The following is a 13,376-nucleotide window of genomic DNA, read 5'->3' on the forward strand; positions in this document are numbered from 1 at the left end:
TCGAATGTACTGAGTGGCACTCCGTGCCGTCACCGGGCCGTCGGTGTGATCGCGCGCACGTTGCGTAACCGTCGTATGAGCGCTGCACTGACTCCATGCTGACGCGAATCGACCACATCGGGATCGCCTGTTTCGACCTCGACGCCACCGTCGAGTTCTACCGGGCCACCTACGGCTTCGAGGTGTACCACTCCGAGGTCAACGAGGAGCAGGGCGTGCGCGAGGCCATGCTCAAGATCAACTCCACGGACGACGGAGGCGCCTCCTACCTGCAGCTTCTGGAGCCGACCCGCGAGGACTCCACCGTCGCGAAGTGGCTGGCCAAGAACGGAGAGGGCGTGCACCACATCGCCTTCGGTACGGCGGATGTCGACGGCGAGGCGGCCGCGATCAAGGACAAGGGCGTACGCGTCCTGTACGAGGAGCCGCGAGTCGGTTCCATGGGGTCACGGATCACGTTTCTGCACCCCAAGGATTGTCATGGCGTACTGACAGAACTGGTCACTTCGGCGCCAGTTGAGTCACCTGAGCACTGACCCCCGTACATATGGGCCGGTAGGGTTGGGGTCGGCCGTCCCCTTTCGGGGTGACGGCCCGGGTCCTGCCGCCTTCCGACGAGTGGGATCCAGGGGCACCGCGGCGATCCATCAGCGGCTGTCCCAGGGCCGGGGTCCAGGTTTCGGGGGACGAGGGTGAGGGCGGCAGCCCGTGCTCCGCCGTTGATCTGACACCATGCCCCGGGGGCACCGTTCGGCGGTTGGACGGAGCTCGTTTGCCAGAGGTTGCGACCAGGGGACGGATGGGACCGCGCAGTGCGGGGCTACGAACGCCAGGAGCGAGAGCCGGCGGCTGACGTCGACCACCTCTCTCGGTTCGAGGCCGAGATGGAGCGGCTGAAGACCGAGCGGGAAAAGGCGATTCAGCACGCCGAGGACCTCGGCTACCAGGTCGAGGTGCTGCGCGCCAAGCTGCACGAGGCGCGCCGCACCCTCATGTCCCGGCCCGCCTACGACAGCGGGGGCGACCTCGGGTACCAGGCCGAGCAGATGCTCCGCCAGGCCCAGATGCAGGCCGACCAGCTGCGGGCGGACGCCGAGCGGGAGCTGAGCCAGGCCCGGGCGCAGACCCAGCGGATCCTGCAGGAGCACGCCGAGCAGGCCGCGCGGCTCCAGGCGGAGCTGCATCAGGAGGCGGTCACCCGCCGCCAGCAGCTCGACCAGGAGCTGTCCGAGCGCCGGCAGACGGTCGAGAGCCACGTCAACGAGAACGTGGCGTGGGCCGAGCAGCTGCGCGCCCGCAGCGAGTCCCAGGCCCGCCGGCTCGTCGACGAGTCCCGCGCGGAGGCCGAGCAGGCGCTCGCCGCCGCCCGCGCCGAGGCCGAGCGGCTGGCCACCGAGGCCCGCCAGCGCCTCCAGAGCGACTCCGAGGCCGCCCGGGGCGAGGCCGACCAGATCCTGCGCCGGGCCCGCGCCGAGGCCGAGCGGCTGCTGAACGCGGCGTCCACGCAGGCCCAGGAGGCCACCGAGCACGCCGAGCAGCTGCGTACCTCCACCGCCACCGAGTCGGACTCCGCCCGCCGCCAGGCCTCCGAGCTGAGCCGGGCCGCCGAGCAGCGCATGACGGAGGCCGAGACGGCGCTGCGCGAGGCCCGCGCCGAGGCCGAGAAGCTGGTCACGGAGGCGAAGGAGAACGCGGCCAAGTCGGTCGCCGGCGCCGAGTCGACCAACGAACAGCGCACCCGTACGGCGAAGGAGCAGGTCGCCCGGCTGGTCGAGGAGGCCACCAAGGAGGCCGAGGCCACCAAGGCGTCCGCCGAGGAGGTCGTCGCCGACGCCAGGGCCGAGGCCGAGAAGATCGTCGCCGAGGCCTCGGAGAAGGCCCGCTCGATCACCGCGGAGGAGTCCGCCTCCGCGCTCGCCAAGACCGCCAAGACCGCCGAGGACGTGCTGAACAAGGCGTCCGAGGAGGCCCGCAGCACCACCAAGGCCGCCATAGAGGAGGCCGAGCGTATCCGCGCCGAGGCCGAGGCCGAGGCGGACCGGCTGCGCGCCGAGGCGCACGACCTCGCCGAGCAGCTCAAGGGCACGGCGAAGGACGACACCGAGGAGTACCGCGCCAAGACCGTCGAGCTGCAGGAGGAGGCGCGCCGGCTGCGCGGCGAGGCCGAGCAGCTGCGCTCCGACGCGGTCGCCGAGGGCGAGCGGATCCGCTCCGAGGCCCGCCGCGAGGCCGTCCAGCAGATCGAGGAGGCGGCCAAGACCGCCGAGGAACTGCTCGCCAAGGCGCGCACGGACGCCGACGAGCTGCGGCAGACGGCCACCGCGGACAGCGAGAAGGTCCGCACCGAGGCCATCGAACGCGCGTCGACGCTGCGCCGCCAGGCCGAGGAGACGCTGGAGCGCACCCGCAAGGAGGCCGAGCGGTACCGCGCGGAGGCCGCCGAGCAGACCGAGGAGCTGAAGGCCGAGGCCGAGCGCGCCGCCCAGGAGCTGCGCGAGGAGACCGAGCGCGGTGTCGAGGCCCGCAAGGCCGAGGCGGCCGAGGAGCTGACCCGGCTGCACACCGAGGCCGAGTCCCGGCTGGCCACCGCCGAGGAGGCACTGACCGACGCCCGCGCCGAGGCCGAGCGGATCCGCCGCGAGGCCGGCGAGGAGAGCGACCGGCTGCGCTCCGAGGCCGCCGAGCGCATCCGCACGCTCCAGGCGCAGGTCGAGGCCGAGGTGGAGCGGCTGCGCGACGAGGCCGCGTCCGACGCGTCCGCGTCCCGCGCCGAGGGCGAGGCCATCGCCGTACGGCTACGGTCGGACGCCGCGGCCGAGGCGGAGCGGCTGAAGTCCGAGGCGCAGGACACCGCCGACCGGGTACGGGCGGAAGCGCAGGCCGCGGCCGAGCGGCTGTCGACCGAGGCCTCGGAGACGCTGGCCGCCGCGCAGGAGGAGGCCGCCCGGCGCCGCCGCGAGGCCGAGGACCTCCTCGGTTCCGCCCGGCAGGAGGCCGACCAGGAGCGGCTGCGGGCCCGTGAGCAGAGCGAGGAGCTGCTGGCCTCGGCGCGCAAGCGCGTGGAGGAGGCCCAGACCGAGGCCGTACGGCTGGTCGAGGAGGCCGAGCGGCGGGCCGGCGAGATGGTGTCGGCGGCCGAGACCCACGCCCAGCAGGTGCGGGACTCCGTCGCCGGGCTGCACGAGCAGGCCCAGGAGGAGATCGCCGGGCTGCGCAACACGGCCGAGCATGTGGCGGACCGGATGCGCCGGGAGGCCGAGGAGGAGTCCGACCGGGTCCGCGCCGACGCCTACGCGGAGCGGGAGCGGGCCGCCGAGGACGCGGGCCGGGTGCGCCGCGAGGCCCGGGACGAGACGGACGCCGCCAAGTCGCTCGCCGAGCGCACGGTCGCGGAGGCCATCGCCGAGGCGGAGCGCATCCGTTCGGACGCCTCCGAGCACGCCCAGCGGGTGCGTACCGAGGCCTCGGACACCGTCGCGCGGGCCGACCAGGACGCCTCGCGCACCCGGGCGGAGGCCCGCGAGGACGCCAACCGCATGCGTTCGGACGCGGCCACCCAGGCCGACACCCTGATCACCGAGGTGACGGCCGAGGCGGAGCGGCTGACGCGGGAGACCAACGAGGAGGCCGAGCGGGTCCGGGCCGAGTCCGTCGCCAAGGCCGACCGGCTGGTCGGCGAGGCCACCGACGAGGCCGAGCGGCTGCGGGCCGAGGCCGCCGAGACGGTGGGCTCCGCGCAGCAGCACGCCGAGCGGGTGCGGGCCGACGCCGAGCGGGCGCGGGCCGCCGCCGAGGCGGAGGCCGACCGGCTCATGGCGCATGCCCGCGAGGAGGCCGACAACACCCTCGACGGGGCCCGCAAGGACGCCAACAAACGGCGTTCCGAGGCCGCCGAGCAGGTCGACAAGCTCATCTCGGAGACGGCGGCGGAGGCCGACAAGCTGCTCGCCGAGGCGCAGACGCAGGCCCTGCAGACCACCGCGGACGCCGAGGGACAGGCCGACTCCATGGTGGGCGCGGCCCGCAAGGAGGCCGACCGGCTGGTCTCCGAGGCGACCGTCGAGGGCAACTCCATGGTGGAGCAGGCCCGTACGGACGCCGACGAGCTGCTGGTCGGGGCGCGCCGGGACGCGACCGCCATAAGGGAGCGGGCCGAGGAGCTGCGGGACCGGATCACCGCCGAGATCGAGGCGCTGCACACCCGGGCCCGCCGTGAGGCCGCCGAGACGATGAAATCCACCGGCGACCGCTGTGACGCGCTCATCAAGGCCGCCGAGGAGCAGTTGGAGAAAGCGACGACGAAGGCCAAGGAGATCGTTTCCGAGGCCAACTCCGAGGCGGGCAAGGTCCGTATCGCCGCGGTGAAGAAGGCGGAGGGTCTCCTGAAGGAGGCCGAGCAGAAGAAGTCCACGCTCGTCCGTGAGGCCGAGGAGCTGAAGGCCGAGGCGATCCGCGAGGCGCGGCGCACGGTCGAGGAGGGCAAGCGCGAGCTGGAGGTGCTGGTCCGCCGCCGCGAGGACATCAATGCGGAGATTTCCCGTGTCCAGGACGTCCTGGTGGCGTTGGAGTCTTTTGAGGCCCCGTCGGGCGGCAAGGACGGTGGAGTCAAGACGGGTGCTGCGGCGGGTGCGACCCGTTCGGGTGGCAAGTCGTCAGACGGCTAGCGGTGTCGGGGTGTTGCGGGTATCTTCCCGCGCCGCCCCGGCGCTACGGACATCATTTTGTGCTCGTTTTTGTGCTCGTTCTGTGCTTGCCATCTGTGCCGTCCGTGCTTCCAGGGCCTTTACGCAAAGTTTCTGGCAAGTATTCCGATGGTCGGCCACTCAAAAGGGGTGTCATTCTCCAGATCAAACGTGCATCTGCTCGATGACACGCCGCTTCGCCCCCTAGGATTCCACCTATCACCTCACCGGTCTCATTCGACAGGAACCCCATGAGCGACACTTCCCCCTACGGCTTCGAGCTTGTGCGGCGTGGATACGACCGCGCTCAGGTGGACGAACGTATCTCCAAGCTCGTCTCCGACCGTGACTCCGCTCTCGCCCGCATCACCGCTCTGGAAAAGCGCATCGAGGAGCTCCACCTCGAAACGCAGAACGCCCAGGCCGCCGTGACCGACGCCGAGCCGTCGTACGCGGGTCTCGGCGCGCGCGTCGAGAAGATCCTCCGCCTCGCCGAGGAGGAGGCGAAGGACCTGCGCGAGGAGGCCCGGCGCGCCGCCGAGCAGCACCGTGAGCTGGCCGAGTCCGCGGCCCAGCAGGTGCGCAACGACGCCGAGTCGTTCTCGGCGGAGCGCAAGGCCAAGGCCGAGGACGAGGGCGTCCGGATCGTCGAGAAGGCCAAGAGCGACGCGTCGCAGCTGCGTGCCGAGGCGCAGAAGGACGCGCAGTCCAAGCGCGAGGAGGCGGACGCCCTCTTCGAGGAGACCCGTGCGAAGGCCGCGCAGGCCGCCGCCGACTTCGAGACGAACCTCGCCAAGCGTCGCGAGCAGTCCGAGCGGGACCTGGCGTCGCGTCAGCAGAAGGCCGAGAAGCGTCTCGCGGAGATCGAGCACCGCGCGGAGCAGCTGCGGCTGGAGGCGGAGAAGCTGCGCACCGACGCCGAGCGCCGCGCCCGCCAGACGGTGGAGACCGCGCAGCGTCAGGCCGAGGACATCGTCGCGGACGCGAACGCCAAGGCGGACCGGATCCGTTCGGAATCCGAGCGGGAGCTGGCGGCGCTCACCAACCGCCGCGACTCGATCAACGCGCAGCTCACCAACGTGCGCGAGATGCTGGCGACCCTCACGGGTGCGGCCGTCGCCGCGGCCGGCACGCCGGTCACCGACGACGAGCCGATCTCCCGCGGCGTCCCGGCCCAGCAGTCCCGGTAACTCGCTCACCTGACGGCAACAGCCGGAAGAGGCACCTACGGGCCCGCGTCTCCCCTCCGGAGGGCGCGGGCCTTTGGTGTGCGGTTCCCCTCCGCCTAGTAGCTCGGGGGCTTCCCTGGTGGCGCGACCGGCCGCCGTACGTGGTTGTTCGCGCAGTTCCTCGCGCCCCTGGAGGGCTGGGGTGTGGTCACAAGTGCTCCGGTGGCAGGGCGCCCGAGGCCGTTCTAGCGTGGCCGCATGATCGAGCTGGACGGGCTGACCAAGCGGTACGGCGAGAAGGTGGCGGTGAACAATCTGACGTTCGCCGTGCGGCCCGGGATGGTGACCGGCTTTCTGGGGCCCAACGGGGCCGGGAAGTCGACGACGATGCGGATGATCCTGGGGCTGGACCGCCCGACCGCGGGCGACGTACGGATCGACGGCACGCACTACGACGGCCTGCGGGACCCGCTCACCTACATCGGCGCCCTCCTGGACGCCAAGGCCATGCACGGCGGCCGCAGCGCCTTCAACCACCTCCTGTGCCTCGCGCAGAGCAACGGCATCCCCAGAACCCGCGTGCACGAGGTGCTGGACACGGTCGGCCTGACCTCGGTCGCCCGGAAGAAGGCCAAGGGATTCTCGCTAGGGATGGGCCAGCGGCTCGGCATCGCCGGCGCGCTGCTCGGCGACCCCCGCATCCTGATGTTCGACGAACCGGTCAACGGCCTCGACCCCGAGGGCATCCACTGGATCCGCAACCTGATGAAGTCCCTCGCCGCGCAGGGCCGTACCGTCTTCGTCTCGTCCCACCTGATGAGCGAGATGGCCCTGACCGCCGAACACCTCGTCGTCATCGGCCAGGGCAGGCTGCTCGCCGACACCTCGATGGCCGAGTTCATCCGGCAGAACTCCCGGTCGTACGTACGGATCCGCACCCCACAGCGCGAGCAACTGCTCGACGCGCTGCACGCGGCCGGGGTGATGGTCGTGGCGGCGGGCGACGGGGCGCTGGAGGTGGACGGCGGTAAGCCGGAGCTGATCGGTGAGCTGGCGGCCCGGCGGCAGGTCGTGCTGCACGAGCTGAGCCCCCAACAGGCCTCGCTGGAGGAGGCGTTCATGCGGCTGACGGCCGAGTCGGTGGAGTACCACGCCCACGACGGCACCCCGCCGACGAGCCCGGCACCGGCCCCTGTCCCCGCCCCCGACTGGGGCGCCGGCTGGAAGCGGGAGGGCTGACCATGGCCGCCACCCAGGTCGTCCGCTCGGAGTGGACCAAGATCCGGTCGGTGGCGTCCACGGTGTGGACGCTGTCCCTGGCCGGGATCGTCACGATCGCGCTCGGCGTGCTGATCTCCCTGCTGTCGAAGCACGAGTTCGACAACCTGAGCCGCGACGACCGGCTCTCCTTCGACCCGACGTTCATCAGCTTCGCGGGCATGACCCTCGGCCAGCTGGCGATGATCGTGTTCGGGGTGCTGGTGGTGTCGAACGAGTACAGCACCGGCATGATCCGGACCTCGCTGGCCGCGGTCCCGCAGCGGGGCACGTTCCTCTTCAGCAAGATCGTGGTGGCCACCGCCCTCGCCTTCGTGGTGGGGCTCGCGACCAGCTTCGTGGCGTTCTTCCTCGGGCAGGCAATGCTCGGCTCGCACCGGGCCGAGATCGGCGACCCGGGCGTGCTGCGCGCGGTCTTCGGCGGCGGGCTCTACATGACCCTCATCGCGATGTTCTCGATGGGCGTCGCGGCGATGCTGCGCAGCCCGATGCTGTCGCTCGGCATCCTGATGCCGTTCTTCTTCCTGATCTCCAACATCCTGGGCAACGTGAGCGCCACCGAGAAGGTCGGCCGCTATCTCCCCGACCAGGCCGGCAGCAGGATCATGCAGGTCGTCACCCCAATCGACGACGACACCCCGTACGGTCCCTGGGGCGGCCTCGCCATCATGGCGCTGTGGGTGGCGGCGGCCCTGCTCGGCGGATATCTGATGCTGAAGAGGCGGGACGCGTGACCGTGCCGGACGGCCTCGACCCTCGATCAGCCACCTGACCAGCGATGACGTACATGCCAAGCCGATCCCGCGGTGACCTGCGTGGTTTTACTTCCTCTTGGCCGGAACCGTCAACGCCCGGCTAAGCTCCTAATCCTTACGGGGGCGTGCGCCCCGACGTCGGCGGACGTCCAGGGACGTCCCGAACCGTTCGATGGGTTGCGGAGCATGATCGAGGCAGTCGGCCTGACGAAGCGCTACGGCGCCAAGACGGCCGTGTACAACCTTTCCTTCCAGGTGCGGCCGGGGGCCGTCACCGGCTTCCTCGGGCCCAACGGCTCGGGCAAGTCGACGACGATGCGCATGATCCTCGGCCTGGACAACCCCACCTCCGGGCAGGTGACGATCGGCGGCTATCCGTACCGCAGGCTGCCGAACGCGGCCCGGCAGGTCGGCGCGCTGCTCGACGCCAAGGCGGTGCACGGCGGCCGGCACGCCCGGAACCATCTGCTGTCGCTGGCGCAGCTGTCGGGCATCCCGGCCCGCCGGGTGGACGAGGTGCTGGGCGTCGTCGGCCTCCAGGACGTGGCCAGGAAGCGCTCCAAGGGCTTCTCGCTCGGCATGGGCCAGCGGCTCGGCATCGCCGCCGCCCTGCTCGGCGACCCGCAGGTGCTGCTCTTCGACGAGCCGGTCAACGGCCTCGACCCCGAGGGCATCCTCTGGGTGCGCAACCTGATGAAGGCGCTGGCCGCCGAGGGCCGTACGGTCTTCGTCTCCTCGCACCTGATGAGCGAGATGGCGCTGACCGCCGACCACCTCATCGTGATCGGGCGCGGGCAGCTGCTCTCCGACATGAGCATCAAGGACTTCATCTCGGCGAACTCCGCCGACTTCGCGCGCGTAAGGACCCCGGACAGCGAGCCGCAGCAGCGCGAGAAGCTGTCGGCCGCGCTGACCGAGGCGGGCGGCCAGGTGCTGCCCGAGCAGGACGGGGCACTGCGTGTCATGGGGCTCCCGCTCCCCCGGATCAGCGACCTCGCGCACGGCGCCGACGTACGGCTGTGGGAGCTGTCGCCGCACCAGGCCTCGCTGGAGGAGGCGTACATGCGGATGACGCAGAACGCCGTCGACTACCGCTCCACGGCCGACCAGAAGGCCGGTCTCCAGCAGCCGCTGCCGCCCGGCGCGCAGCCGCCGATGCCGGTGCCCGGCCAGGGCCAGCCGGGCTGGTACGCCCCGCCCGCCCCGCAGCAGCCCGGCGGCCAGCCGTACGCGCCACAGGGCCAGCCGGTCCCGCAGGGCCAGCCGGTCCCGCCCGCCGGTCCGTACGGGGCTCCGGCGCCCGCGCAGCCCGAGCCGAACCCGTACGCCCAGACCGCGCCCCCGGCGCCCCAGGCCCCCGCGCAGCCCGCCGCCGCGCCGGCCTCCTCCCCCGCTCCCGCGGCACCCGCGCCCGCCGCCGACCTGACGAAGTCCGAGGACGCCCGATGAGCACGCCCCAGCCGCCCGTCGCCCAGCAGCAGCCGCCCGCCCCCAACTGGCAGGCGGCGCCGGGCACTTCGTACACCTCGCCGATCCCGGTGGTGCGCACCCATCTCGGGCACGCCATCAGCTCCGAGTGGACGAAGATCAAGTCGGTCCGGTCGACGATGTGGACGCTGGGCGTCTTCGTCGCCCTGGTGGTCGGCCTCGGTCTGCTCTTCGCCCTGATCGGCGCCTCCACGGACATGAGCCTGGAGGGCGAGTCACCGCTGGTGCTGGGCCTGTTCGGTCTGATGATCGGCAGCGTCTGCGTCATCACGCTCGGGGTGCTGACCACCGCCTCCGAGTACGGCACGGGCATGATCCGGACCACGATGACCGCGTGCCCGAGCCGCGGCCGGGTGCTGCTCGCGAAGGCGATCGTGTTCTTCGCGCTCACCTTCACGGTCACCCTGGTCACCACCGCGTTCGTGGGCTTCGCCCAGGTCGCGATCCTGGAGGGCAACGGCGCCGCGAGCCCGGACGCCGACGAGTGGCTCAAGGCCACGGTGGGCGTGAGCCTGTACCTCGCGCTCTTCGGGCTGCTGTCGCTGCTGATGGGCTCACTGATCCGGCACTCCGCCGGCGCGATCACCATCATGCTCGGTGTCTTCCTCGCCCCGCTGGTCATCGCGATCTTCATGTTCTCGGAGTCGCTCAGGGAGGTCCAGGAATTCCTGCTGGAGTACTCGATCCCGAGCCAGCTCAGCGTCTTCTACGGCTCGGAGCTCAGCCAGTCCGGCCCGTCCGGCTGGGAGCCACTGTGGATCATGCTCGGCCTGGTGGCGGCGGCGTTCGTCGGCGCGTACGCGCTGCTGGAGCAGCGGGACGTGTGAGCGCGAGGAGCGAGTAGGCGCGAGAGCCAAATGAGCGCGAGAGCCGCCGGGTTCAGAACCTCGGCGCGTTACGGGACCGCTGCACCCGAGAGGTGCGGCGGTCCTTCGCGTTCCAGCAGGCCTTGTGCCAGTGCCGGCGCTCGTCGACGCCCGAGTGCTCGGGCCAGGCGACGACATGCGGCACCCCGGAGGCGATCATCTGGTCGCAGCCGGGGCAGCGGTAGGTCTTGCCCGCCGCGCTCGCGCCCGCCACATGCCGCACGCTCCACTCCTCGCCCTGCCAGGGCTCGCTGGTCTGCCAGCCGCCGTACCGGTCCGACCGGTCCTCCTCCGCACTGCGGCCTGCCGAACCCGACTGGCCCGACGAGGCAGAGTCCTTGGGGCGGTTGCGACGCGGGGACACGGGACACCTCACGGGGCTATACAGGGAGCAGGGTTGGTGTCCAGCCTACGCGGGCTCGGTGGGGGTACGCGTACCTCACCAATCCGCTCAGATCGCCCCCCGCCCGGCGCATTCTGCAGACAATCGGCAAATCTCGCCGCCAGGCCGTGACTTCGGCACGTGTCAGGCGGTTATGCCGGTGGGGGAGCTCCCGAGTCGGAGCCGAGGAAGCAGGAAGAGCGATGCACGTAGGAACATTTGTACTGGGCGCCCAGTTCCCCGGCCAGGGCCAGGGGGAGGCGCTCCACCGGGCGGTACGGACGGCGGAAGTGGCCGACGAGTCCGGTCTGGACGCGGTCTGGCTGGCCGAGCACCATTTCGTGCCGTACGGCACCTGCCCGTCGGCGATCACCCTCGCCGCGTTACTGCTGGGACGCACCCGGCGCATCCGGGTCGGCACCGCGGTCAGCGTGCTGCCGACGGTCCATCCCGTGGCCCTGGGCGAACAGGCCGCCCTGCTCCATGTGACCTCCGGCGGACGCTTCTCGCTGGGGGTCGGGCGCGGTGGCCCGTGGGTCGATCTGGAGGTCTTCGGCACCGGACTCGACGCGTACGAGAAGGGGTTCCCGGAATCACTCGATCTGCTGGTGCGCTGGCTGCGCGAGCCCTCGGTGTCGGCGTCGGGGGAACGATTCAGCTTCCGTGAGGTCCCCGTCGTCCCCCGGCCAGCGGAGGACCTGGACGAGACGCCCGGCCCCGAGGTCGTGGTCGCCTGCACCTCCCCGGCGAGCGTGCGGCTGGCCGCCGAGCGCGGGCTGTCGATGCTGCTCGGGATGCACGTCGGAGACGAGGAGAAGGCCGAGATGGTCGCGCTGTGGCGCAAGTGCGCCCGGGCGGCGGGCCGTTCGCCGGAGGAGATCGCCGGCGCGGCCCATGTGTCGGCCGGGGTCTGCCAGATCGCGGACCGGCGCACCGACGCCGTGGAGGCGCTCACCAAGGCGATGCCGGGCTGGCTGAAGCAGGGCCTCGACGCCCATGTGACCGTCGACGGCCGCGCCCGCGCCATGCGGGACCCGCTGGCGTACACCGAACTGCTCTGCGGACTGCACCCGGTGGGGACGCCCCGACTGTGCGCCGACCGGCTCGCGGCCACCAGCGAGCGGACCGGCATCTCCCGCTTCGCCCTGCTCGTCGAGGGCTCCGGCGATCTGGCGGCGACGGAGGAGAACGTACGGCGACTCGGTGCCGAGGTGCTGCCTCACCTCGGCTGAGCCACGCCGTGTCGTGCCGGGGAGCTTGCCGCCCCGATTACTGATGCACCTCCCGCGGTCGGAGCGGCAAGCCGTGCCGCGTCATGGCCTCAGCAGTCCCGGAGTTCCGGGGACTGGTTGAGGAGTTGGCCGCGGATCGAGGTGAAGCGGGCCAGCCTGTCGTCCACGGACGGGTCCAGTGGGAACACCGCCACCCGGTGGCAGTTCTGGAAGGCCAGCCGTACACCGAAGTGCCGCTGCAGCGCGCCGCGAATCGCGTCGCTGGCGAGCGCGCGCAGCAGTTGTCCGCGTGCCTGCTCGTCCGGCGGCGGCGTCTGGTTGTCGGCGAACTCGCCGCCGTCGACCTTCAGCTGGGCCACCAAGGAGCTGATCATCTCCCACGCGAAGGGCAGGGAGGTACGGACGCAGTCGACGAAGGCGGCTTCGTCGACCTCGCCTCGCTCGGCCTGTTCGAGTAGGGCCGGTGAGACGTCGAGCGACATGGGTTCTCCTCTCGCACCCCCACAACAACAGGGGTTGACGGACAAGGTCGGAGATCGGGTCGGCGAACACGCAGAGTGCACGCTTCGCGACCTCCAGTTTCTACGGTATGCAACCGAACGTGACCGCACCAGGAGATTGCGCGCACCGACAGGGCGCGTGACGCACACAATCAGCCAATGCCGAACAAGAGTTGACAGCGGCACATGCCGGGGGGACGACGGAGCGCCACGGGAGGGGCGGGAGGGGGTGACGCAGGGCGACGGCGGCGGCGACGGCGACCGAGGTCGAATCGCGCGCACACGTCGGCGTCGAGTAGCGTTGCCGACCATGCGTCTCGTCATTGCCCGCTGCTCCGTCGACTACGCGGGCCGGCTCACCGCCCATCTCCCCTCGGCTCCCCGTCTGATCCTGGTGAAGGCGGACGGCAGCGTCTCGATCCACGCGGACGACCGGGCCTACAAGCCCCTCAACTGGATGTCGCCGCCCTGCACGCTGAAGGAAGAGACGGGAGACTCCGAGGGCACTGCGGGCGTCTGGACCGTCATCAACAAGGCGGGCGAGAAGCTCATCATCACGATGGAGGAGGTCCTCCACGACTCCTCGCACGAACTCGGTGTCGACCCCGGCCTGATCAAGGACGGCGTGGAGGCGCACCTCCAGGAGCTGCTGGCCGACCGCATCGAGACCCTCGGCGAGGGCTACACGCTCATCCGCCGCGAGTACATGACCGCCATCGGGCCCGTCGACATCCTGTGCCGGGACGCCGAGGGCGCGACCGTCGCGGTCGAGATCAAGCGGCGCGGGGAGATCGACGGGGTCGAGCAACTCACGCGCTACCTGGAGCTGTTGAACCGCGACCCGCACCTCGCGCCGGTCCGCGGCATCTTCGCCGCCCAGGAGATCAAGCCCCAGGCCCGCGTCCTCGCCACGGACCGCGGCATCGGCTGCACCGTCCTCGACTACAACGCGATGCGCGGCATCGAGGACGACAAGCTCCGCCTGTTCTAGGGCCGTACGGCCGCGCCGCCCGCCCCCTGTTTT

General features: G+C 71.3%; 11 protein-coding genes. 9 read left to right on the top strand and 2 right to left on the bottom strand.

From position 1 onward, the window contains the following. Positions 1–95: 95 nt before the first annotated feature. From mce to ACZ7MG_RS06145, 7 genes are all read left to right on the top strand, one after another. Positions 96–536 carry a methylmalonyl-CoA epimerase gene (gene mce / locus ACZ7MG_RS06115; RefSeq protein WP_220646498.1) on the top strand — a complete coding sequence of 147 codons (441 nt, stop codon included), beginning with the start codon at positions 96–98 and terminating at the stop codon, positions 534–536. A 276-nt stretch (positions 537–812) separates the two neighbouring features. Next, positions 813–4,664, top strand: a complete 3,852-nt coding sequence (scy, locus tag ACZ7MG_RS06120) for a polarized growth protein Scy (RefSeq protein ID WP_471395289.1) — start codon at positions 813–815, stop codon at positions 4,662–4,664. Between the two features lie 269 nt (positions 4,665–4,933). Next, complete coding sequence (locus ACZ7MG_RS06125; RefSeq protein WP_013000631.1) at positions 4,934–5,872, top strand: coiled-coil domain-containing protein; 939 nt, start codon at positions 4,934–4,936, stop codon at positions 5,870–5,872. 237 nt (positions 5,873–6,109) lie between these two features. Beyond that, positions 6,110–7,090, top strand: coding sequence for an ABC transporter ATP-binding protein (locus ACZ7MG_RS06130; RefSeq protein WP_471395288.1), 981 nt, complete (start codon positions 6,110–6,112; stop codon positions 7,088–7,090). A 2-nt stretch (positions 7,091–7,092) separates the two neighbouring features. Next, positions 7,093–7,863 (top strand): ABC transporter permease, encoded by a 771-nt coding sequence (locus ACZ7MG_RS06135; protein WP_471395287.1) that lies wholly within the window; start codon positions 7,093–7,095, stop codon positions 7,861–7,863. 207 nt (positions 7,864–8,070) lie between these two features. After that, positions 8,071–9,333, top strand: a complete 1,263-nt coding sequence (locus tag ACZ7MG_RS06140) for an ABC transporter ATP-binding protein (protein WP_471395286.1) — start codon at positions 8,071–8,073, stop codon at positions 9,331–9,333. Then, on the top strand, positions 9,330–10,199 hold the full coding sequence (locus ACZ7MG_RS06145) for an ABC transporter permease (protein ID WP_471395285.1): 870 nt from the start codon (positions 9,330–9,332) through the stop codon (positions 10,197–10,199). Before ACZ7MG_RS06140 ends, ACZ7MG_RS06145 begins: the two co-directional genes overlap by 4 nt. A gap of 52 nt (positions 10,200–10,251) precedes the next feature. Here the strand turns inward: ACZ7MG_RS06145 and ACZ7MG_RS06150 are convergent, their stop codons facing one another. Next, positions 10,252–10,602, bottom strand: a complete 351-nt coding sequence (locus ACZ7MG_RS06150; RefSeq protein ID WP_471395284.1) for an ATP/GTP-binding protein — start codon at positions 10,600–10,602, stop codon at positions 10,252–10,254. A gap of 221 nt (positions 10,603–10,823) precedes the next feature. On the opposite strand from ACZ7MG_RS06150, the gene ACZ7MG_RS06155 reads away from it, so the two are divergent. Continuing rightward, positions 10,824–11,852 (top strand): LLM class flavin-dependent oxidoreductase, encoded by a 1,029-nt coding sequence (locus ACZ7MG_RS06155; RefSeq protein WP_471395283.1) that lies wholly within the window; start codon positions 10,824–10,826, stop codon positions 11,850–11,852. An 89-nt stretch (positions 11,853–11,941) separates the two neighbouring features. Here ACZ7MG_RS06155 and ACZ7MG_RS06160 read toward each other — a convergent pair whose 3' ends face one another. Next, the gene (locus tag ACZ7MG_RS06160; protein WP_086760468.1) at positions 11,942–12,334 is read right to left on the bottom strand and encodes an SCO5389 family protein; all 393 of its coding nucleotides are present in this window, start codon (positions 12,332–12,334) and stop codon (positions 11,942–11,944) included. 328 nt (positions 12,335–12,662) lie between these two features. Between ACZ7MG_RS06160 and nucS the strand changes: the two genes are divergently transcribed. After that, positions 12,663–13,343 carry an endonuclease NucS gene (gene nucS, locus ACZ7MG_RS06165; protein ID WP_471395282.1) on the top strand — a complete coding sequence of 227 codons (681 nt, stop codon included), beginning with the start codon at positions 12,663–12,665 and terminating at the stop codon, positions 13,341–13,343. The last annotated feature ends 33 nt before the right edge of the window (positions 13,344–13,376 follow it).

It is taken from the genome of Streptomyces sp. NPDC107538, assembly GCF_055657445.1.